Here is an 18,242-nt window from a genome sequence, read left to right as displayed (position 1 = left end):
CACATACCGGCGCCCAGAGGCAATTCCTCTGACCAAAAAGGCAGAACTATCTGCTGCTTTTCAAGGAGTGTTTGGTGGAGCCAAGGGGGGTCGAACCCCTGACCTCTTGAATGCCATTCAAGCGCTCTCCCAACTGAGCTATGGCCCCACCTGAGGTCTGCGATCTGCCTGCTTCAGCGTCTCGCGTGGGGGGTCGTATAAGGCCCTGCCAAACCCGGCGCAAGAGGAATTTTCTGCGCCGCCACGAAAAACTTTGCACGCGCGCTGGCAAGGCCTGGACGCAAACGACAAAGCGCGGGGCCATGCCCCGCGCCTGTCATTCCGCCCCTGTCATGCGGGGATCAGCTTTCGTCGTCGCCCGAGCTGACATCGGCGATATCGTCGAGCGAGACGTTGTCGTCTTCGTCATCCTCGAGCAGATCGTCGTCGATATCCACATCGGCGGCATCATCGTCCAGATCGTCGTCGGGCAGATCATCTGCCTCGACTTCGCGTTCGCGGGACGCCGACTTGTCTGCAACCAGCGTGCGGCCACGGCCTGCCGTCAGGCTCTCGAGCGAGAAGCTGTTGGCGCAGACCGGGCAGGTCAGCGGGTCTTTGTTCAGGTCGTAGAACCGGCTCGCGCAATGTGGGCAGAGGCGCTTGACGCCCCATTCCTCTTTCGGCATGGAATTCTCCTGGCATCGCTCTATTCAGAGAGTCGGAGCCGCTTGCCACACTGGGCGCGGGGTGTCAAAGCCTTTTCGTCCCTTGCCCCGTTCCGCAGGGCCATTCCGCGCCGATCCCGCCATTTTCCCGGAGCCGCCCGTGACCCGCCACCCTCTGCCCGACGCCCCCGAGATCGCGCTGGTGCTGCGCCGCTCCGCCCGGGCGCGACGGTTCAGCCTGCGGGTGTCGCGGATCGACGGGCAGGTGACGCTGACGCTGCCCGCCCACGCGCGCGAATCCGAGGCGCTGGCCTTCGCCCGGAGCCAGACCGAGTGGCTGCGGCGCGCGCTGGCCCAGAGCCCCGCGTCGGAACGTCCCGCACCGGGCGGCAGCATCCTGTTCGAAGGCGAGCGGCGGCAGATCGTCGAAGGGGCGGTGCGCGCGCCAAGGCTTGACGGGGGCCAACTGATCGTGCCGCCCGGCGCCGATCGTCTGGCGGCGCGGCTGGAGGCATTTCTCAAGGTCTGCGCCCGTCAGCGCCTGCAGGCCGCCACCGAAGGTTATGCCGCGCAGCTGGGCCGACCCTTCCGGCGCATTACCCTGCGCGACACCCGCTCACGCTGGGGGTCCTGCGCACAGGACGGATCGCTGAGCTACAACTGGCGGCTGATCATGGCACCACCCGGAGTGCTGGACTATGTGGCGGCACATGAGGTCGCGCATCTGGAGCAGATGAACCACTCGCCCGCGTTCTGGGCAGTGGTTGCCGGATTGCGCCCCGGCTATGCCGCCGAACGCGCCTGGCTCAAGCGGCACGGCAGCGCGCTGCATGCCATGCGCTTCGACCGCTGAGGGGTGATTGACGGCGAAGCCTTTTGTGATCACAAAGGCGCATGACCACCATCAGCACCCGCCCGATCGAAACCGCTGCCCATGACCGGCTGTATCGCAGCCTGCGTCAGCAGATCATGCATGGCGAGCTGCTGCCCGGTCAGCCGCTGACGCTGCGGGGCTTGGGCAAGCAATACGGCGTGTCGATGACCCCCGCGCGCGAGGCGCTGCGGCGGCTGGTGGCGGAAGGCGCGCTGATGCTGTCCTCCTCGGGTCGGGTGGCGACGCCCGAGCTGTCGAACGACCGGATCGAGGAGCTGGCCGCCCTGCGCGCGCTGATCGAGCCGGAACTCGCCGCCCGCGCCCTGCCGCGCGCGCATCTGGCGCTGATCGACCGGCTGAGCGCGATCAACACCGCCAATGCCGAGGCGGTCGCGAAACAGGACCCGGTGGGCTATATCCGCACCAATCTGGAATTCCATCGCACGCTTTACCTGCGCGCGCAGGCGCCCGCGATGCTGGCGGTGATCGAGACCGTCTGGCTGCAACTCGGGCCGACGATGCGCGCGCTCTATAACCGGGTGTCGCGCAACGAACCGCCGCGGCATCACCGGATGATTCTGGCGGCGCTGCGGGCGGGGGACGAACCTGCGCTGCGGCTGGCGGTGCGCACCGATGTGACCCAGGGCCTGCGCCATCTGGCGGGGTAGGGGGCGCTGCCCCCCTTTGCGCTGCGCGCAAATTCCCCCCGGAGTATTTTTGCCAAGAAGAAAGGGCCTTGGCTTCTTCTTGGCAAAAATACTCAAACCCTGCTTTGGCCAGAGGCGCCACGCAGCAAAAAGGGCGACCCCGAGGCCGCCCTTTCAGGATATTTTGCACGCGGATCAGGCGTGGATGGCGCCGTCGCCGCAGGCCAGCGCGGCCTCGCGCACCGCTTCCGAATAGGTCGGGTGGGCGTGGCAGGTCAGCGCGACATCCTGCGCCGAGGCGCCGAATTCCATCGCGACGCAGATCTCGTGGATCATGTCGCCCGCGCCCGGGCCGATGATGTGGCAGCCCAGGATCCGGTCGGTGCCGGCATCGACGATCATCTTGACGAAACCGTCGGCCTGGAACACGGCCTTGGCGCGGCCATTGCCCATGAAGCTGAACTTGCCGACCTTGTAGGCGCGGCCTTCCTGTTTCAGCACCTCTTCGGTCTTGCCGACCGAAGCGACCTCGGGGGTGGTGTAGATCACGCCGGGGATCACGTCATAGTTCACATGGCCATGCTTGCCCGCGATCACCTCGGCGACCGCCATGCCCTCGTCTTCGGCCTTGTGGGCCAGCATCGGGCCCACGATCGCGTCGCCGATCGCGTAGATGCCCGCGACATTGGTCGCCCAGTGGTCATTGGTCTTGACCTGGCCGCGCGGCAGCATCTCGACGCCCACCGCCTCGAGGCCCAGACCGGCGGTATAGGGTTTGCGCCCGGTCGCGACCAGAACCACCTCGGCGTCGAGCGTGTGTTCGCTGTCGTCCTTGCGCAGCTTGTAGGCGACGGTGTTCTTGCCCTTGCCCTTGGTCACGCCCTGCACCGCGGCGCCGAGCACGAATTTCAGGCCCTGCTTGGCCAGGATCTTCTGGAAGGATTTGGCGACCTCGCCATCCATGCCGGGGGTGATCGCGTCGAGATATTCGACGACCGTCACCTCGGTGCCCAGACGGGCATAGACCGAACCCATTTCCAGACCGATCACGCCCGCGCCGATGACGACCATCGACTTGGGGATCTTCGGCAGGCTGAGCGCACCGGTCGAGGTGACGATGGTGTCTTCGTCGATCTCGATGCCGGGCAGCGAGGCGGGCTCGGAGCCGGTGGCGATGACGATGTTTTTCGCGCTGTGGATCTCGTCGCCGACCTTGACCTGGCCTGCCGCCGGGATCGAACCCCAGCCCTGCAGATAGGTCACCTTGTTCTTCTTGAACAGGAACTCGATGCCCTTGGTGTTGCCGGTGATGACGTCTTGCTTGTAGTCCTGCATCTTCGCCCAGTCGACTTTGACCTTGGCGCCCATCAGGCCCATCTTCTCGAAGTTCTCGTGAACCTCGTGCAGGTGGTGGGTGGCATTCAGCAGTGCCTTGGAGGGGATGCAGCCCACGTTCAGGCAAGTGCCGCCCAAGGCGCCACGGCCTTCGACACAGGCGGTTTTCAGGCCCAGTTGCGCACAACGGATCGCGCAGACATAGCCACCGGGGCCGCCGCCGATCACGATAACGTCGAATTCTGCCATTGGAGTATCCTTTGACTACGGCGGGGGGCGCCGCCCCCCGTGCCCCCCGAGGTATTTCAGGCAAGATGAAAAGGGGGCGGAATGGAAAAAGAAGGGGCGGCGCAGCGGCCGCCCCGGTGTCAGATCACAGATCCATCAGCAGGCGGCGCGGGTCTTCCAGCGCTTCCTTGACGCGCACGAGGAAGGTCACGGCGCCTTTGCCGTCGACGATGCGGTGATCGTAGCTCAGCGCCAGATACATCATCGGGCGGATCACGATCTGGCCGTTCACCACGACCGGGCGGTCCTGGATCTTGTGCATGCCCAGGATCCCCGATTGCGGCGGGTTCAGGATCGGCGAGGACATCAGCGAGCCGTAGACGCCGCCGTTCGAGATAGTGAACGAGCCGCCCTGCATTTCGGCCATGCTGAGCTTGCCGTCACGGGCGCGCGCGCCTTTCTCGGCGATTGCTTTCTCGATCTCGGCGAAGGACATGGCGTCCGCATCGCGGATCACCGGAACGACCAGACCCGTCGGCGTGCCGGCGGCCACGCCCATGTGGACGTAGTGCTTGTAGACGATGTCGCCGCCGTCGATTTCGGCGTTCACTTCCGGCACTTCTTTCAGCGCGTGGCAGCAGGCCTTGACGAAGAACGACATGAAGCCCATGCGCACGCCGTGCTTCTTCTCGAACTGGTCCTTGTACTGGTTGCGGATTTCCATGATCGCCGACATGTCCACCTCGTTATAGGTGGTCAGCATCGCGGCGGTGTTCTGGCTGTCCTTCAGGCGCTTGGCGATGGTGGCGCGCAGCCGGGTCATCTTGACGCGTTCTTCGCGGGCGGCGTCGTCGGCCGGAACCGGGGCGCGCGGGGCGCTGGCCGGGGTGGGCGCGATCGAGACGGCAGGGGCCGCCGGGGCCGCCGCGGCACGGGCCACGTCTTCCTTCATGATGCGGCCGTCCTTGCCGGTGCCGGTGACCTGCGCCGGGCTGAGGCCCGCTTCGGCCATCGCCTTCTTGGCCGAGGGGGCGTCCTCGACGTCCTTGCCGGTGGCCGGGGCCGCCGCCGCCGGGGCAGGGGCCGCAGCAGCGGCTGCCGGGGCGGGGGCCGCACCCGCGGCGCCTTCGGCGACGACGGCCAGCTTGGCGGTCGCGTCAACCGTGGTGCCTTCGGGAGCGAGGATCTCGGTCAGGATGCCCGCGACGGGCGAGGGGACCTCGACCGACACCTTGTCGGTTTCGAGTTCGCACAGCATCTCGTCTTGCGCGACAGCATCGCCCACTTTCTTGAACCAGGTGGAAACCGTGGCTTCCGAGACACTTTCGCCCAGGGCGGGCACCATTACGTCAGTCATTTTGACCTCTTGAGATTGCGGCACGGTTCCCTCCTCAGAACGCGGGCCTTCGGATTTTTGTTTCGCGACCGGCGCGGCGCCGGCCCCGGAAGACAGAGTGGCAAGCAGGGCGTTGACGCCAACGGTCTGCCCTTCGGCGGCGACGATCTCGCCCAGGATCCCGGCGGCGGGCGCCGGGACCTCGACGGTCACCTTGTCGGTTTCCAGCTCGCACAGCATCTCGTCTGCGGCGACCTGATCACCCGGTTTCTTGAACCAGGTGGCCACGGTCGCTTCCGAGACGCTTTCGCCAAGCGTGGGGACGCGGACTTCGACGGTCATTCTCAACCCTCCAGCGCGTCATGGACGAGCGCTTCCTGCTCGGCCTTGTGACGCGAGGCCAGACCCGTCGCGGGCGACGCCGAAGCGGCGCGGCCGGCATAGCGCGGGCGGCTGTGCTTGGCGTCGATCTTCGACAGGACCCATTCGATGTTCGGCTCGACGAAGGTCCAGGCGCCCTGGTTCTTGGGTTCTTCCTGGCACCAGACGATTTCCGCATCCTTGAAGCGGGTCAGTTCATTGACCATCGAATGCGCGGGGAACGGATAGAACTGTTCCAGACGCAGGATGTAGACGTTTTCCAGACCACGTTTGTCGCGTTCGGCCAGCAGGTCGTAATAGACCTTGCCCGAGCAGATCACGACGCGCTTGATCTCGGCGTCGGGTTTGACGACGAAGCTGGTGTTGCCATGCTTTTGCGCAACGTCGGCATCGTCCCACATCACGCGGCGGAAGAACGAGCCGGTGGTGAATTCCTCGGCCTTCGAGATGCACAGCGGATGCCGCAGCAGCGACTTCGGCGTCATCAGGATCAGCGGCTTGCGGAAGTTGCGGTGGATCTGACGGCGCAGGATGTGGAAGTAGTTCGCCGGGGTCGAGCAGTTCGCCACGATCCAGTTGTCTTCCGCCGAGTTCTGCAGGAAGCGTTCCAGACGCGCCGAGGAGTGTTCGGGGCCCTGACCTTCGAAGCCGTGCGGCAGCAGGCAGACCAGACCCGACATCCGCAGCCATTTGCGCTCGCCCGAGTTGATGAACTGGTCGAACATGATCTGCGCGCCGTTGGCGAAATCGCCGAACTGGGCTTCCCACATGGTCAGGGCGTTGGGTTCAGCCAGCGAATAGCCGTATTCGAAGCCCAGCACCGCATATTCCGACAGCATCGAGTCGATGACTTCGTAGCGTGCCTGACCGGCCTTGATGTGGTTCAGCGGATAGTAGCGTTCCTCGGTGGTCTGGTCGATCAGCCCCGAGTGCCGCTGGCTGAACGTGCCGCGGGTGCAGTCCTGACCCGACAGGCGCACCGGGAAGCCCTCGGTCAGCAGCGAGCCGAAGGCCAGCGCCTCGGCGGTCGCCCAGTCGAAGCCCGCGCCGCTTTCGAACATCTTGGCCTTGTTCTCGAGCTGACGGCCCACGGTCTTGTGCAGGTCGAAATTCTCGGGCGGGGTCGACAGCGCCTTGCCCACTTCGGCAAAGGTTTCCGGGCTGATCGAGGTCACGCCCGCATCGTAGTCGCCGCGCTCACGGTCCAGATGCTTCCAGCGGCCATCAAGCCAGTCGGCCTTGTTCGGCTTGAAGTTCTTGCCGATCTCGAACTCTTCGTTCAGGTGCGACTGGAACGCGGCCTTCATGTCCTCGATCTCGCCTTCGGGGATCAGCCCGTCGGCCACCAGACGTTCGGTGTACAGCTGCAGCGTGGTCTTGTGACCCTTGATGCGCTTGTACATCATCGGGTTGGTGAACATCGGCTCGTCGCCTTCGTTGTGACCGAAGCGGCGATAGCAGAACATGTCGAGCACCACGTCCTTGTGGAACTTCTGGCGGAACTCGATCGCGACCTTGGCGGCATGCACCACGGCTTCCGGGTCATCGCCGTTGACGTGGAAGATCGGCGCTTCGACCATCAGTGCGATGTCGGTCGGGTAGGGCGAGCTGCGCGAGAAATGCGGCGCGGTGGTGAAACCGATCTGGTTGTTCACGACGATATGGATCGTGCCGCCGGTGCGGTGGCCCTTCAGGCCCGACAGGCCGAAACATTCCGCCACGACGCCCTGACCCGCAAAGGCCGCATCGCCGTGCAGCAGGATCGGCAGCACCGCGGTGCGGTCCATGTCGTTCAGCTGGTCCTGCTTGGCGCGGACCTTGCCCAGAACGACGGGGTTCACCGCCTCCAGGTGGCTGGGGTTCGCGGTCAGCGACAGGTGAACCCGGTTGCCGTCGAATTCACGGTCCGACGAGGCGCCGAGGTGGTATTTCACGTCGCCCGAACCGTCCACGTCGTCGGGCTTGTAGCTGCCGCCCTGGAATTCGTGGAAGATCGCGCGGTAGGGCTTGTTCATCACATTGGCCAGCACCGACAGACGGCCGCGGTGCGGCATGCCGATGACGATTTCCTTCAGGCCCAGCTGACCGCCGCGCTTGATGATGCCTTCCATCGCCGGGATCAGCGCCTCACCGCCGTCCAGACCGAAGCGCTTGGTGCCCATGTATTTGACGTGCAGGAATTTCTCGAAGCCCTCGGCCTCGACCAGCTTGTTCAGGATGGCACGGCGGCCTTCGCGGGTGAACTGGATTTCCTTGCCGTAACCCTCGATCCGTTCCTTCAGCCAGCCGGCCTCTTCGGGGTTCGAGATATGCATGTATTGCAGCGCGAAAGTGCCGCAATAGGTGCGTTTGAGCACGTCGATGATCTGCCGCATTGAGGCGATCTGCAGGCCCAGAACGTTGTCGATGAAGATCGGGCGATCCATATCGGCATCCGAGAAGCCGTAGCTCTTGGGGTCCAGTTCCGGGTGCAGCGAGCTGTCGCGCATGCCCAGCGGGTCCAGTTCGGCGATCAGGTGGCCGCGGATACGGTAGGCGCGGATGATCATCAGCGCGCGGATCGAATCCAGCACGGCGCGCTTGATCGCCTCGTCGGACACCTCGATGCCCGCCGCGGCGGCCTTTTCCTTGATTTTCTTGCCTGCGGCCTTGCCCTCGGCGGGGGCGGGCCATTCGCCGGTCAGCGCGGCGGTCAGGTCGTCATTGGCGGTCGGCGGCCAATCCGCACGGTCCCAGGATGCGCCCTGCGCCGATTTCTTCACGTCCAGCTCGGCATCGCCGAGCGAATGGAAGAAGGCGGCCCAGGCGGCATCGACCGAGGACGGGTCGGCGGCGAAGCGCGCGTAGAGCTGTTCGACATATTCCGCATTGGCGCCTTGCAGGAAGCTCGAGGCGTGGAACTGGTCGTTGGGGGATTGGTCGTTCATGACGGTTGATCCTTTAGGTCGGCTGAGGGGCCGGTGAGGGGCGGCGGGGCGGTGGTCAGCTTGCGCAATCCACCACAAGAGCTTTGACACCCGGCACATGGTCTGCCGGGTAGGTGACATAGGATGATTTCAACGCGCGGCCATAGCCCGCGCAGAGTTTGGCCGGGGCGGCCTCGACCGCGGCTTTCTTGGCGGCTACCGCGTCGAAATAGATATAGCTGCGCCGGGCATCGCCCGAAATCGCCGCGACCGCATCGCCGTTGATGCCGGTGATCTGTTCGAAGACGCCATGCGAGCGGGGATCGGCAGGCACGGCAGGGGCAAGTGCGGGCGCGCCGGGCTGGCCACCCTGCGGGGCAGGGGCCACACAGGCACACAGCGGGGCGGCGATCAGCGCTGCCATCCATGCCCGGGGTGCGAAACTCATGCCCTTCTCTCCTTGGCCGCATTGGGCCTTGAAACGCTCGTCACGGCGAAAGGGCGCATGCCCGCCCCTTGGCCCTGAGGAGCGGGGCCGCGGCACATGCCGCAGCCCCGTCAGATCTGTCAGCCCTTGATCGCTTCCATCACGGCCTGGCCCAGGTGTGCCGGGCTTTCCGCCACGACGATCCCGGCGCTTTTCATCGCCTCGATCTTGCTTTCCGCATCGCCCTTGCCACCGGCGACGATGGCGCCGGCGTGGCCCATGCGGCGGCCCGGAGGGGCGGTGCGGCCCGCGATGAAGCCCGCGGTCGGTTTCCAGCGGCCGCGTTTCTTTTCGTCGGCCAAGAATTGCGCGGCTTCTTCTTCGGCCGAGCCACCGATTTCACCGATCATGATGATCGAGGTGGTTTCCGGGTCCGCGAGGAACATTTCCAGCACGTCGATATGCTCGGTCCCCTTGATCGGGTCGCCGCCGATGCCGACAGCCGAGGACTGGCCCAGGCCCAGATCCGAGGTCTGTTTCACGGCCTCATAGGTCAGCGTGCCCGAGCGCGAGACAACACCGCACGAGCCGCGCTTGTGGATGTGGCCCGGCATGATGCCGATCTTGCAGGCGTCGGGCGTGATGACGCCCGGGCAGTTCGGCCCGATCAGACGCGATTTCGAACCTTCCAGCGCGCGCTTGACCTTCATCATGTCCAGCACCGGGATGCCCTCGGTGATGCACACGATCAGTTCCATCTCGGCGTCGATCGCCTCGAGGATCGAGTCGGCGGCGAAGGGCGGCGGCACATAGATGGCCGAGGCATTCGCGCCGGTGCGCTCGCGCGCTTCGTGGACCGAGTTGAACACGGGCAGGTTCAGGTGGGTGGTGCCGCCTTTGCCGGGGGTCACGCCGCCAACCATCTTGGTGCCGTAGGCGATGGCCTGCTCCGAGTGGAACGTGCCCTGGCTGCCGGTGAAGCCCTGGCAGATGACTTTGGTGTTTTCGTTAACGAGTACGGACATGGATCTTTCCTGTTCTATCTCTTGGCGATGATGAAGTAGCGGATGCCGTGATCGCTACCTCCTTCGATTCCATATTTCACAGAGCCGATGCGCACTTCGAACCAGACGGCGCCCCCGATTGCGCTCTTGCGGGCGCGAACGGTGCCGCCAGTGCGGGCGGCGAACTGCGACGCGATTGCCTGAACCTCGGCCTGGTCAGGGTCTCCGGCGATCGGGAACGCGACCTTGCAGCTGCGCTTGGGCTGGTAGGCAACACCACCCGTCTGGATGATGTCACCCCCGCTGTAGCGCGTGGCCGCCGTGGCTCGTTCGATAGTCGAGCTGTCGAATGCCGGCGCATTCTGTATGCAGATGCTCTTGAAGATCTCGGCCTCTTGCGAGGCGGCCTGCGCCATGTTGGCGACAAGACCGGGCAGCAGGCCGAGCAAGAGCACCAGCACACGCATGATTATCCTTTCACCGCTTTGACGATTTTCTTTGCGGCATCGGCGAGGTCGTCGCCGGCGATCACGTTCAGGCCCGAGTTCTGGATGATCTCTTTGCCTTTTTCGACGTTGGTGCCTTCAAGGCGCACGACCAGCGGAACCTTCAGGCCGACTTCCTTCACCGCCGAGATCACGCCTTCGGCGATGATGTCGCAGCGCATGATGCCGCCGAAGATGTTGACCAAGATGCCTTTGACGTTCGGGTCAGAGGTGATGATCTTGAACGCCTCGGTGACCTTTTCCTTGGTGGCGCCGCCGCCGACGTCCAGGAAGTTGGCCGGTTCCGCGCCATACAGCTTGATGATGTCCATCGTGGCCATCGCCAGGCCCGCGCCGTTCACCATGCAGCCGATTTCACCATCAAGCGCGATGTAGTTCAGGTCGAACTTCGACGCGGCGAGTTCCTTGGGGTCTTCCTCGGTCTCGTCGCGCAGCGACATGATGTCGGGCTGACGATACAGCGCGTTGTTGTCGAAGCCCAGCTTCGCGTCCAGCACCTTGAGGTTGCCGTCGGTCATCACGATCAGCGGGTTGATTTCCAGCATCTCCATGTCTTTCTCGATGAAAGCACGGTAGAGGTTTTTCACCAGCTGGACGCATTGCTTGACCTGCGCACCATCCAGGCCCAGGGCGAAAGCGACGCGGCGGCCGTGGAAATCCGACAGGCCCGAGGCCGGGTCGACCGAGAACGACAGGATCTTCTCGGGGGTCTTGGCGGCCACTTCCTCGATGTCCATGCCACCTTCGGTCGAAACGACGAAGGACACGCGCGAGGTCTGACGGTCAACCAGCAGCGCGAGGTAGAGTTCGCGCGAGATGTCCGAACCGTCTTCGATGTAGATGCGGTTCACCTGTTTGCCGGCCGGGCCGGTCTGGTGCGTCACCAGCGTGCGGCCGAGCATCTGCTTGGCGAGTTCGGCAGCCTCCTCCACCGACTTCGCAAGGCGGACGCCGCCCTTTTCACCGGCTTCGGGCTCTTTGAATTTACCCTTGCCGCGGCCACCCGCGTGGATCTGGGCTTTCACGACCCAGAGCGGCCCGTCGAGTTCGCCGGCAGCGGTCTTGGCTTCTTCGGCCTTGAGGACGGCACGGCCGTCCGAGACCGGGCAGCCATAGCTCTTGAGAAGAGCTTTCGCCTGATATTCATGAATGTTCATGGCAGTTTCCCATGCTGGTGCGGTTTGGAGGGTGTAGTGGCACATTCGGCCCCTGTAACAAAATGATAAATGCACCCGGCGCCGGGTTTTCGGCGGAAATCTGCGCTTTGTGATCACGGATTTGCGGGGTGTGATCACAAATAATTCCCGGGCTCGCCTTGCCTTCCATTTCAGAATCGGATGAACTGCGCGAGGCACGAAAAAGGGGGGCGCAGAACGATGGACACTTGGGGCGTTGCCGCTCTGGTGGACGAGCCCGCGGCATTGGTCGCAGCTTTCGTGGCCTATCATCTCGATCTGGGGGCGTCCGAGGTTCACATCCTTCTGGATCGCCCAAATCCCGAGGCACAAGACCTTCTGGCGGGGCTGCCGGGGGTCTTTGTTTCTCAGGCGGGCGCGGATGGCTGGGCGTTCAATGGCGTGACAAGGGCGCCGCCGCGGCATCTGGGGCGCCAGAAATACCATGCCAGCCGAGTTCTGGCCGAAACCAGCCTTGACTGGATTGTTCATTGCGATGCCGACGAGTTCGTTCTGCCCTTGGGCGGCGAAACCGTGGCGGGGGTTCTGAGTGCGGTACGCAAGGGCGCGTCCTGGGCCAAGATCCACGTCGCCGAGCGGGTGCATTGTGGCGATCTGCCCGCGCCGCATCTGTTCACCGGCGCGTTCCGCAATCGCTGGCCCGAGTTCGGCGCCGAAGGCGGCGAGGTCTATAACGACATCACCCGCGCCTTGCTGAACAACGGGCTGTGCGGCCATCAGCTGGGTAAATCCGCGACGCGCTCGGGGCGCGATCTGTTCATCGGTGTGCATCGCCCGATGCGCGAATATGGCGGCGGCGGAACCGATGTGCCCCATGACGGGCTCAGCCAGATGCAGTTGCTGCATTTCGACGGCATCACGCAACTGCATTACGCGCTGAAAATGCTGCGCCGCGCGATCAAGGCCCGCGTCAAGGCGCCGCCGAAACACAGCCCTGCGCGGGAGCTGCAATTCTCGGTGCTGGCCGAGGGGGCGAGCGACCCGGTGATGACCTCGGCACTGTTCTACGCCGCCAAGGTGATCACGGAAAAACAGGCCGATCTGCTGGAAGATAAGGGTGTGCTGAGCTGGTATGACCACCGTATCCCGGCGCGGGTCGAGCGGGTTCTGGGGGCAGGCCGGGTGGATCTGAGCCCCGCGGCCTTCGATCGGGCGCTGCTGACCCATGAAGCATGGCTGATCGGGAAGGCGCGCGAACTTTACGGCTTCGACCCAGAACCGCTGATGGTGCGCTGATACCGCCCTGGCCGATCCGCCCTGCGGGCCCGGAACAAAAAAGGCGCGGCCGAAGCCGCGCCTTTCGTCATTCCAAGGTCTGAAATCAGACCAGCGACGGGTCGATGCCCTTGCAAGCTTCGACCAGGCCTTTGACCGCGTCGACCGACTTGTCGAACATCGCCTGCTCGTCTTTCGCCAGCTTGATGTCGACGATCTTCTCGATGCCACCGGCGCCGATGATGGTCGGCACGCCGACATACATGCCGTCCAGACCGAAGGCGCCTTTGACATAGGCCGCGCAGGGCAGCAGACGCTTCTGGTCTTTCAGATAGGCTTCGGCCATTTCGATCGCCGAGGTGGCGGGCGCATAGAAGGCCGAACCGGTTTTCAGCAGGCCGACGATCTCGGCGCCGCCGTCACGGGTGCGCTGGATGATCGCGTCTAGTTTTTCCTGCGTGGTCCAGCCCATTTCGACCAGATCCGGCAGCGGAATACCGGCAACGGTCGAATAGCGGGCCAGCGGCACCATGGTGTCGCCGTGGCCGCCCAGCACGAAGGCGGTGACGTCTTTCATCGAGACGTTGAATTCGACCGACAGGAAGTGACGGAAACGCGCCGAATCCAGCACGCCGGCCATGCCGACGACTTTCTCGGCCGGCAGGCCCGAGAACTGCTGCAGGGCCCAGACCATCGCGTCGAGCGGGTTGGTGATGCAGATCACGAAAGCGTTCGGGGCATGTTTCGCAATGCCTTCACCGACCGATTTCATGACTTTCAGGTTGATGCCCAGCAGGTCGTCGCGCGACATGCCCGGTTTGCGGGGCACACCGGCGGTGACGATGCAGACATCGGCGCCCGCGATGTCGGTGTAGTCGTTGGTGCCTTTCATCACGGCATCGAAGCCCTCGGAGGGGCCGGATTCGGCGATGTCGAGCGCCTTGCCCTGGGGCGTGCCCTCGGAGATGTCGAACAGAACGACGTCACCGAGTTCTTTGATCGCGGCGAGATGGGCGAGCGTGCCGCCGATCTGGCCGGCGCCGATAAGGGCGATCTTGGGTCGGGCCATGGAATTCCTCCGAAAGTCAGGATGGGTGGGTTGAAACTGACGGGGCATGGGTTAGCCCTTTGCGACCTGTCTGGCAAGGGTTCGTGCGGGGGGCAGGGGCATTGTATGCCATTGCACACCGAAAATTTCGCCACGTCTGTGCCACCGGAAGGACTTTGTGAGCGGGTTTGTGCCGTGACGGCACGCTGCGCTGCGGCAGGCCGGCATGGGCGATTCTTCGTGCTCAGATAGCTTTGCCTGCCGTGGGCAATGCGGTGTCCTGTGTCGGCAGGCCGCTTTGGCCGCAGGGAATGGCTTCGGCGTGAACGTGTTGCACCGCCAGAAGCAGCGCGACGAACCCGAAGGACAAGGCATAGAGTTTCTGTTGCATCCGCAGACCCCGGCTGAAAACAAGCGACGGGTCCGAGCCTGTGCCCCGGGATGCCAAGATAAGGTTAAGAACTCGGGCGGTCCGGCGCCGATCCGGTCCCTGCGCCCGGTTCGGGCGGTGTTTTCGAGTATTTGTGCCAAGAAGAAGGAAAAGGGCTTCTCTTTGGCCAAAATACGCATCCTCCACCGGGGCGTGCCCGGTCCGGCGCGTTCTGCGGCGCGGCAAATCGGGGCTTGCCGATTCTGTCCCGCTTGTGTTCTTTGGCGAAAGATTATTGCGAGGAGAGAATCATGACCGCTGCACGCCCCTACCGCTCGGTGCTTTACATCCCCGGCTCGAAAGAGCGCGCGCTGGAAAAGGCGCAGGGGCTGGTCTGCGATGCGATCATCTTCGACCTCGAAGATGCCGTGGCGATTGATGAAAAGGTCAATGCCCGGGCGCTGCTGGCCAAGACCCTGACCGAGGCCGATTATGGCGCGCGGGCGCGCATCGTGCGGGTCAACGGGCTGGATACCGAATGGGGCCGTGACGACATTCTGGCCTTCGCAGCCGCGATCCGCGACGGCGCCAAGGTCGATGCGATCCTGATCCCGAAAGTGTCGCAAGCGGCCGATCTGGATGCGGTGGCCGATCTGATCCCCTCGGTTCCGCTCTGGGCGATGATGGAAACCGCGCTTGGCATGCTCAACGCCGCCGAGATCGCCGCGCATCCGCGTCTGGCGGGCATGGTGATGGGCACCAATGACCTGGCCAAGGAACTGCAAAGCCGCTTCCGCCCCGACCGTCTGCCGATGCAGGCGGGGCTTGGCCTGTGCCTGCTGGCGGCCAAGGCCTATGGCAAGATCATCGTCGATGGCGTCTATAACGCCTTCAAGGATGATGCCGGGCTGAAGGTCGAATGCGATCAGGGCCGCGACATGGGTTTTGACGGCAAGACCCTGATCCACCCCGCGCAGCTGGAGATCTGCAACGCCGCCTTCGCGCCGTCCGAGGCCGAGATCGACCTTGCCCGCCGCCAGATCGCGGCCTTTGAAGAGGCCGAGAAACAGGGCCTTGGCGTGGCGGTTGTGGATGGAAAGATCGTCGAAAACCTGCATATCGTGACCGCGCGGCAGGTTCTGGCGAAAGCGGAGGCGATTGCCGCTCTGGCGAACTGAGGGGCAAAACATGGCACTACTTATTCTGGGCATCCTGTTGTGGGTGCTGCCGCATCTGGCCAAGCGCATCGTGCCGGGCTTTCACCGCAGCCTGATGGGCTCGGAAAAGCCGATGGTGGCGGGGCTGGTGGTGGTTGGCGTGTTGCTGATGATCGTCGGCTACCGGATGGCTGCGGTGGTGCCGCTTTACACGCCGCTGCCGGGGATGGGGCATGCCAACAACACGCTGATGCTGATCTCGGTCTATATGTTCGGGGTGGGCGGCGCGCGCAGCCTGCTGGTCGACAAGATCCGCCATCCGATGCTGTGGGGCATGGTGATCTGGGCGGTAGCGCACCTGTTGGTGAATGGCGATCTGGCCTCGGTGCTGTTGTTCGGGGGGCTTGGTGTCTGGGCGGTGACCGAGATGGTGCTGATCAATCGCGCCGCGCCGTGGAAACGGCCGAAACCCGGTTCGATCGGGGGGGATATCAAGAACCTGATCGGCACGGCGGCGATCTTCGGCATTGCCGTCTGGGTGCATAGCCTGACCGGCCACAACGTCTTTCTGGGGACTTATCCATGAAACTCTATCGTCTGCTGACGGCCGAGGACACCTCGGCCTTTTGTCACAAGGTCAGCCTGGCGCTGTCGAAAGGCTGGGAACTTTACGGATCGCCCAGCTACGCCTTTGATGGCGCGGCGGGGGTGATGCGCTGCGCGCAGGCGGTGACCAAGGTCGTTCCGGGCGAGTATCACCCCGACCTCAAACTGGGAGAACAATGATGACCAAGGCAAAGACCAATCCGGGCCGGTTTTTCGAGGATTACAAGGTGGGGCAGGTGATTTCCCACGCTGTGCCCCGCACCGTGGCCGAGGGCGAGCGTGCGCTGTATCACGCGCTTTATCCCGCACGCGGCGCGCTGTATTCCAGCGATGTGTTTGCGGGGAACTGCGGGCTCGATGGCTCGCCGGTCGATGACCTGATCGCGTTCCATGTCGTGTTCGGCAAGACGGTGCCGGATGTCTCGCTGAATGCGGTGGCCAATCTGGGCTATGCCGAGGGGCGCTGGATCTTGCCGGTCTACCCGGGCGATACGCTGCGATCCGAATCCGAGGTGATCGGGGTCAAGGAAAACTCGAACGGCAAGTCGGGCGTGGTCTATGTGCGCACCCGGGGCCTGAACCAGAACGACGAAGTCGTGCTGGAATATGTGCGTTGGGTGATGGTGCGCAAAGGCGATCTGTCGGCCCCCGCGCCTGCGACGGTGCTGCCCGATCTGCAAAAGGTCGTGCCCGCCGAAGACCTGATCATCCCCGAGGGTCTTGATTTCAGCGATTACGATTTCGATCTGGCGGGCGAACCGCATCGCTGGGGCGATTACGAGATTGGCGAGAAGATCGACCATGTCGATGGCGTGACCATCGAAGAGGCCGAGCACATGATCGCCACGCGGCTGTGGCAGAACACCGCCAAGGTGCATTTCGACGCCACCTTCCGCGAGGATGGCAAGCGGCTGATCTACGGCGGCCACGTCATCTCGATGGCGCGCGCGCTGTCGTTCAACGGGCTGGCCAATGCTCAGATGATCGTCGCGCTGAACGGGGGCGCGCATGCCAATCCGTGCTTTGCGGGCGATACCGTGAAGGCCTGGTCCGAGGTTCTGGACAAGGCCGAGACCGACGCGCCGGGTGTCGGTGCGATCCGGCTGCGGCTGGTGGCGGTCAAGCAGGGCGCGGCACCTTTCGCGCTGAAGGGCGAAGACGGCAAATACGCGCCCGAGGTTCTGCTCGACCTCGATTATTGGGCGCTGATGCCGCTCTGAGCGGGCTTTTCGACCCGGGCGCGCGCGGTCGATCCGGTGCCGCGCCCGAGTCTCTTCCTGCATATCGCAGGAAATGCGTCAACAATTCAGGCTCCGGGCGTGGGTCTTATGATAGCGCCCGAACTGTGATCACGGCCTGAAATTTTGTGATCACAAATGCTGATTTTCGCCTCGTTTGTCGCGAAAACCCGACTTTATCCGCTCTCTATGCGTGACTTGGCCGAAATATGCGCTATTGAGTAAGCGCAATTCCGGCCAGCCCCGTGCGCCTGCCCCGAGTCTTCCACTCCGTGACAGGCACTTCAGGGGCCCAGCGACAGAGGGACCAAAAATGGCTGAAGCGAAACGGGTTGAACGGCCCCTTTCCCCCCACCTGCAGATCTACCGCCCGCAACTGACCTCGGTCACCTCGATCCTGACGCGGATCACCGGCAACGCGCTGATCGTCGGCGTGATTCTGGCAGTGTGGTGGCTTCTGGCAGCGGCGACGAGCCCTGCATATTTCGAAACCGCGAATGCCGTGGCCACCTCGTGGTTCGGCGATCTGGTGTTCACCGGCTCGCTCTGGGCGGTGTGGTATCACTACCTTGCCGGGCTGCGCCATCTGATCTGGGACTCGGGCAAGGGGTTCGATCTGCCCACCGCCGAGAAACTCGGCTGGGCCTGTGTCATCGGTTCGGTCGTGCTGACCGTCATCACCATCGTTCTGGTCTGAGGAGGCATTCATGCGTTACCTGACCGCCCGCAAACGCGCCGAGGGCAAGGGCGCCTCGCACACCGGCACCGAACACCACTGGTACATGACCGCTTCGGCGGTGGGCCTGGCGTTTCTGGTGCCCGTGTTCCTGTTCATCTTCGGCCGGGCGCTTGGTCAAAGCCAGGAAGCGGTGATCGAGACCTTCTCGCGCCCGTTCCCGGCCATTCTGACCGCCCTGACCGTGCTGATCGGCATGCGCCACTTCGCCAAGGGGGCGCAGATGATGATCGAGGACTACGCCCGCGGCACCATGCGCAAGGGTCTGGTGATCCTGGCGATTTCGATTTCCTACGCCGTGACGGCGGTGGCGTTCTATGCGCTCGCCAAAATGACGATCATCGGCTTCATCCTCGGCATGATGCCGCAGTAATTCAGGACCAGA

At 64.0% G+C, this 18,242-nt stretch carries 19 protein-coding genes and 1 tRNA gene; 9 read left to right on the top strand and 11 right to left on the bottom strand.

Annotation, left to right across the window (positions count from 1 at the left end):
• Positions 1–72: 72 nt before the first annotated feature.
• Both P2G62_RS08135 and P2G62_RS08130 read right to left on the bottom strand, forming a co-directional pair.
• Positions 73–148 (bottom strand) — tRNA-Ala (locus P2G62_RS08135).
• A gap of 193 nt (positions 149–341) precedes the next feature.
• Positions 342–668, bottom strand: a complete 327-nt coding sequence (locus P2G62_RS08130) for a TIGR02300 family protein (RefSeq protein ID WP_275734374.1) — start codon at positions 666–668, stop codon at positions 342–344.
• A 139-nt stretch (positions 669–807) separates the two neighbouring features.
• Here P2G62_RS08130 and P2G62_RS08125 point away from each other — a divergent pair, with 139 nt between their 5' ends.
• Both P2G62_RS08125 and P2G62_RS08120 read left to right on the top strand, forming a co-directional pair.
• Positions 808–1,500, top strand: a complete 693-nt coding sequence (locus P2G62_RS08125; RefSeq protein ID WP_275734373.1) for a SprT family zinc-dependent metalloprotease — start codon at positions 808–810, stop codon at positions 1,498–1,500.
• A 41-nt stretch (positions 1,501–1,541) separates the two neighbouring features.
• Entirely contained in the window at positions 1,542–2,189 is a 648-nt protein-coding gene (locus P2G62_RS08120; RefSeq protein ID WP_275734372.1) for a GntR family transcriptional regulator, read from the top strand.
• 174 nt (positions 2,190–2,363) lie between these two features.
• Here P2G62_RS08120 and lpdA read toward each other — a convergent pair whose 3' ends face one another.
• The 7 genes from lpdA to sucC form a co-directional block, all read right to left on the bottom strand.
• Entirely contained in the window at positions 2,364–3,752 is a 1,389-nt protein-coding gene (gene lpdA / locus P2G62_RS08115) for a dihydrolipoyl dehydrogenase (RefSeq protein WP_275734371.1), read from the bottom strand.
• 124 nt (positions 3,753–3,876) lie between these two features.
• The gene (gene odhB, locus P2G62_RS08110; protein WP_275734370.1) at positions 3,877–5,409 is read right to left on the bottom strand and encodes a 2-oxoglutarate dehydrogenase complex dihydrolipoyllysine-residue succinyltransferase; all 1,533 of its coding nucleotides are present in this window, start codon (positions 5,407–5,409) and stop codon (positions 3,877–3,879) included.
• 2 nt (positions 5,410–5,411) lie between these two features.
• Positions 5,412–8,375, bottom strand: coding sequence for a 2-oxoglutarate dehydrogenase E1 component (locus tag P2G62_RS08105; protein ID WP_275734369.1), 2,964 nt, complete (start codon positions 8,373–8,375; stop codon positions 5,412–5,414).
• 55 nt (positions 8,376–8,430) lie between these two features.
• Positions 8,431–8,802, bottom strand: coding sequence for a hypothetical protein (locus P2G62_RS08100; RefSeq protein WP_275734368.1), 372 nt, complete (start codon positions 8,800–8,802; stop codon positions 8,431–8,433).
• A gap of 119 nt (positions 8,803–8,921) precedes the next feature.
• Entirely contained in the window at positions 8,922–9,806 is an 885-nt protein-coding gene (gene sucD, locus P2G62_RS08095; RefSeq protein WP_275734367.1) for a succinate--CoA ligase subunit alpha, read from the bottom strand.
• Between the two features lie 14 nt (positions 9,807–9,820).
• Entirely contained in the window at positions 9,821–10,252 is a 432-nt protein-coding gene (locus P2G62_RS08090) for a hypothetical protein (protein ID WP_275734366.1), read from the bottom strand.
• 2 nt (positions 10,253–10,254) lie between these two features.
• Positions 10,255–11,448, bottom strand: a complete 1,194-nt coding sequence (sucC, locus tag P2G62_RS08085) for an ADP-forming succinate--CoA ligase subunit beta (protein ID WP_275734365.1) — start codon at positions 11,446–11,448, stop codon at positions 10,255–10,257.
• 219 nt (positions 11,449–11,667) lie between these two features.
• Here sucC and P2G62_RS08080 point away from each other — a divergent pair, with 219 nt between their 5' ends.
• Positions 11,668–12,723, top strand: a complete 1,056-nt coding sequence (locus P2G62_RS08080; RefSeq protein WP_275734364.1) for a glycosyltransferase family 2 protein — start codon at positions 11,668–11,670, stop codon at positions 12,721–12,723.
• A gap of 85 nt (positions 12,724–12,808) precedes the next feature.
• Here P2G62_RS08080 and mdh read toward each other — a convergent pair whose 3' ends face one another.
• Together mdh and P2G62_RS08070 are read right to left on the bottom strand one after the other, a co-directional pair.
• Positions 12,809–13,771 carry a malate dehydrogenase gene (gene mdh / locus P2G62_RS08075; RefSeq protein ID WP_275734363.1) on the bottom strand — a complete coding sequence of 321 codons (963 nt, stop codon included), beginning with the start codon at positions 13,769–13,771 and terminating at the stop codon, positions 12,809–12,811.
• Between the two features lie 223 nt (positions 13,772–13,994).
• Positions 13,995–14,141, bottom strand: a complete 147-nt coding sequence (locus tag P2G62_RS08070; RefSeq protein WP_275734362.1) for a hypothetical protein — start codon at positions 14,139–14,141, stop codon at positions 13,995–13,997.
• A gap of 287 nt (positions 14,142–14,428) precedes the next feature.
• Between P2G62_RS08070 and P2G62_RS08065 the strand changes: the two genes are divergently transcribed.
• The 6 genes from P2G62_RS08065 to sdhD all read left to right on the top strand — a co-directional run bounded on the left by P2G62_RS08065 (position 14,429) and on the right by sdhD (position 18,230).
• Positions 14,429–15,298 (top strand): CoA ester lyase, encoded by an 870-nt coding sequence (locus tag P2G62_RS08065; RefSeq protein ID WP_275734398.1) that lies wholly within the window; start codon positions 14,429–14,431, stop codon positions 15,296–15,298.
• Positions 15,299–15,308: 10 nt separating this feature from the next.
• A complete protein-coding gene (locus P2G62_RS08060; RefSeq protein WP_275734361.1) occupies positions 15,309–15,863 on the top strand; it encodes an NnrU family protein in 555 nt (184 codons plus the stop codon).
• The gene (locus P2G62_RS08055; RefSeq protein WP_275734360.1) at positions 15,860–16,063 is read left to right on the top strand and encodes a DUF1737 domain-containing protein; all 204 of its coding nucleotides are present in this window, start codon (positions 15,860–15,862) and stop codon (positions 16,061–16,063) included. Before P2G62_RS08060 ends, P2G62_RS08055 begins: the two co-directional genes overlap by 4 nt.
• Complete coding sequence (locus P2G62_RS08050) at positions 16,063–17,103, top strand: MaoC family dehydratase (RefSeq protein ID WP_275734359.1); 1,041 nt, start codon at positions 16,063–16,065, stop codon at positions 17,101–17,103. Before P2G62_RS08055 ends, P2G62_RS08050 begins: the two co-directional genes overlap by 1 nt.
• Before the next feature lie 331 nt (positions 17,104–17,434).
• A complete protein-coding gene (gene sdhC, locus P2G62_RS08045; RefSeq protein ID WP_275734358.1) occupies positions 17,435–17,818 on the top strand; it encodes a succinate dehydrogenase, cytochrome b556 subunit in 384 nt (127 codons plus the stop codon).
• Between the two features lie 10 nt (positions 17,819–17,828).
• Positions 17,829–18,230, top strand: coding sequence for a succinate dehydrogenase, hydrophobic membrane anchor protein (sdhD, locus tag P2G62_RS08040; RefSeq protein ID WP_275734357.1), 402 nt, complete (start codon positions 17,829–17,831; stop codon positions 18,228–18,230).
• The last annotated feature ends 12 nt before the right edge of the window (positions 18,231–18,242 follow it).

The sequence above is a fragment of the Paenirhodobacter sp. CAU 1674 genome (genome assembly GCF_029222945.1).
Lineage (GTDB): Bacteria > Pseudomonadota > Alphaproteobacteria > Rhodobacterales > Rhodobacteraceae > Rhodobacter.
The sequence above is the reverse complement of the archived record's forward strand: the minus strand, read 5'-3'. Positions and strand labels throughout refer to the sequence as shown.

Coding starts and splice junctions, on each gene's coding strand:
- sucD (WP_275734367.1), bottom strand. CDS start 9,806: ATGTCCGTACTCGTTAACGAAAACACCAAAGTCATCTGCCAGGGCTTC.
- P2G62_RS08090 (WP_275734366.1), bottom strand. CDS start 10,252: ATGCGTGTGCTGGTGCTCTTGCTCGGCCTGCTGCCCGGTCTTGTCGCC.
- P2G62_RS08050 (WP_275734359.1), top strand. CDS start 16,063: ATGACCAAGGCAAAGACCAATCCGGGCCGGTTTTTCGAGGATTACAAG.
- lpdA (WP_275734371.1), bottom strand. CDS start 3,752: ATGGCAGAATTCGACGTTATCGTGATCGGCGGCGGCCCCGGTGGCTAT.
- sucC (WP_275734365.1), bottom strand. CDS start 11,448: ATGAACATTCATGAATATCAGGCGAAAGCTCTTCTCAAGAGCTATGGC.
- sdhD (WP_275734357.1), top strand. CDS start 17,829: ATGCGTTACCTGACCGCCCGCAAACGCGCCGAGGGCAAGGGCGCCTCG.
- P2G62_RS08080 (WP_275734364.1), top strand. CDS start 11,668: ATGGACACTTGGGGCGTTGCCGCTCTGGTGGACGAGCCCGCGGCATTG.
- P2G62_RS08130 (WP_275734374.1), bottom strand. CDS start 668: ATGCCGAAAGAGGAATGGGGCGTCAAGCGCCTCTGCCCACATTGCGCG.
- mdh (WP_275734363.1), bottom strand. CDS start 13,771: ATGGCCCGACCCAAGATCGCCCTTATCGGCGCCGGCCAGATCGGCGGC.
- P2G62_RS08055 (WP_275734360.1), top strand. CDS start 15,860: ATGAAACTCTATCGTCTGCTGACGGCCGAGGACACCTCGGCCTTTTGT.
- P2G62_RS08120 (WP_275734372.1), top strand. CDS start 1,542: ATGACCACCATCAGCACCCGCCCGATCGAAACCGCTGCCCATGACCGG.
- P2G62_RS08105 (WP_275734369.1), bottom strand. CDS start 8,375: ATGAACGACCAATCCCCCAACGACCAGTTCCACGCCTCGAGCTTCCTG.
- P2G62_RS08060 (WP_275734361.1), top strand. CDS start 15,309: ATGGCACTACTTATTCTGGGCATCCTGTTGTGGGTGCTGCCGCATCTG.
- P2G62_RS08070 (WP_275734362.1), bottom strand. CDS start 14,141: ATGCAACAGAAACTCTATGCCTTGTCCTTCGGGTTCGTCGCGCTGCTT.
- sdhC (WP_275734358.1), top strand. CDS start 17,435: ATGGCTGAAGCGAAACGGGTTGAACGGCCCCTTTCCCCCCACCTGCAG.
- P2G62_RS08100 (WP_275734368.1), bottom strand. CDS start 8,802: ATGAGTTTCGCACCCCGGGCATGGATGGCAGCGCTGATCGCCGCCCCG.
- odhB (WP_275734370.1), bottom strand. CDS start 5,409: ATGACCGTCGAAGTCCGCGTCCCCACGCTTGGCGAAAGCGTCTCGGAA.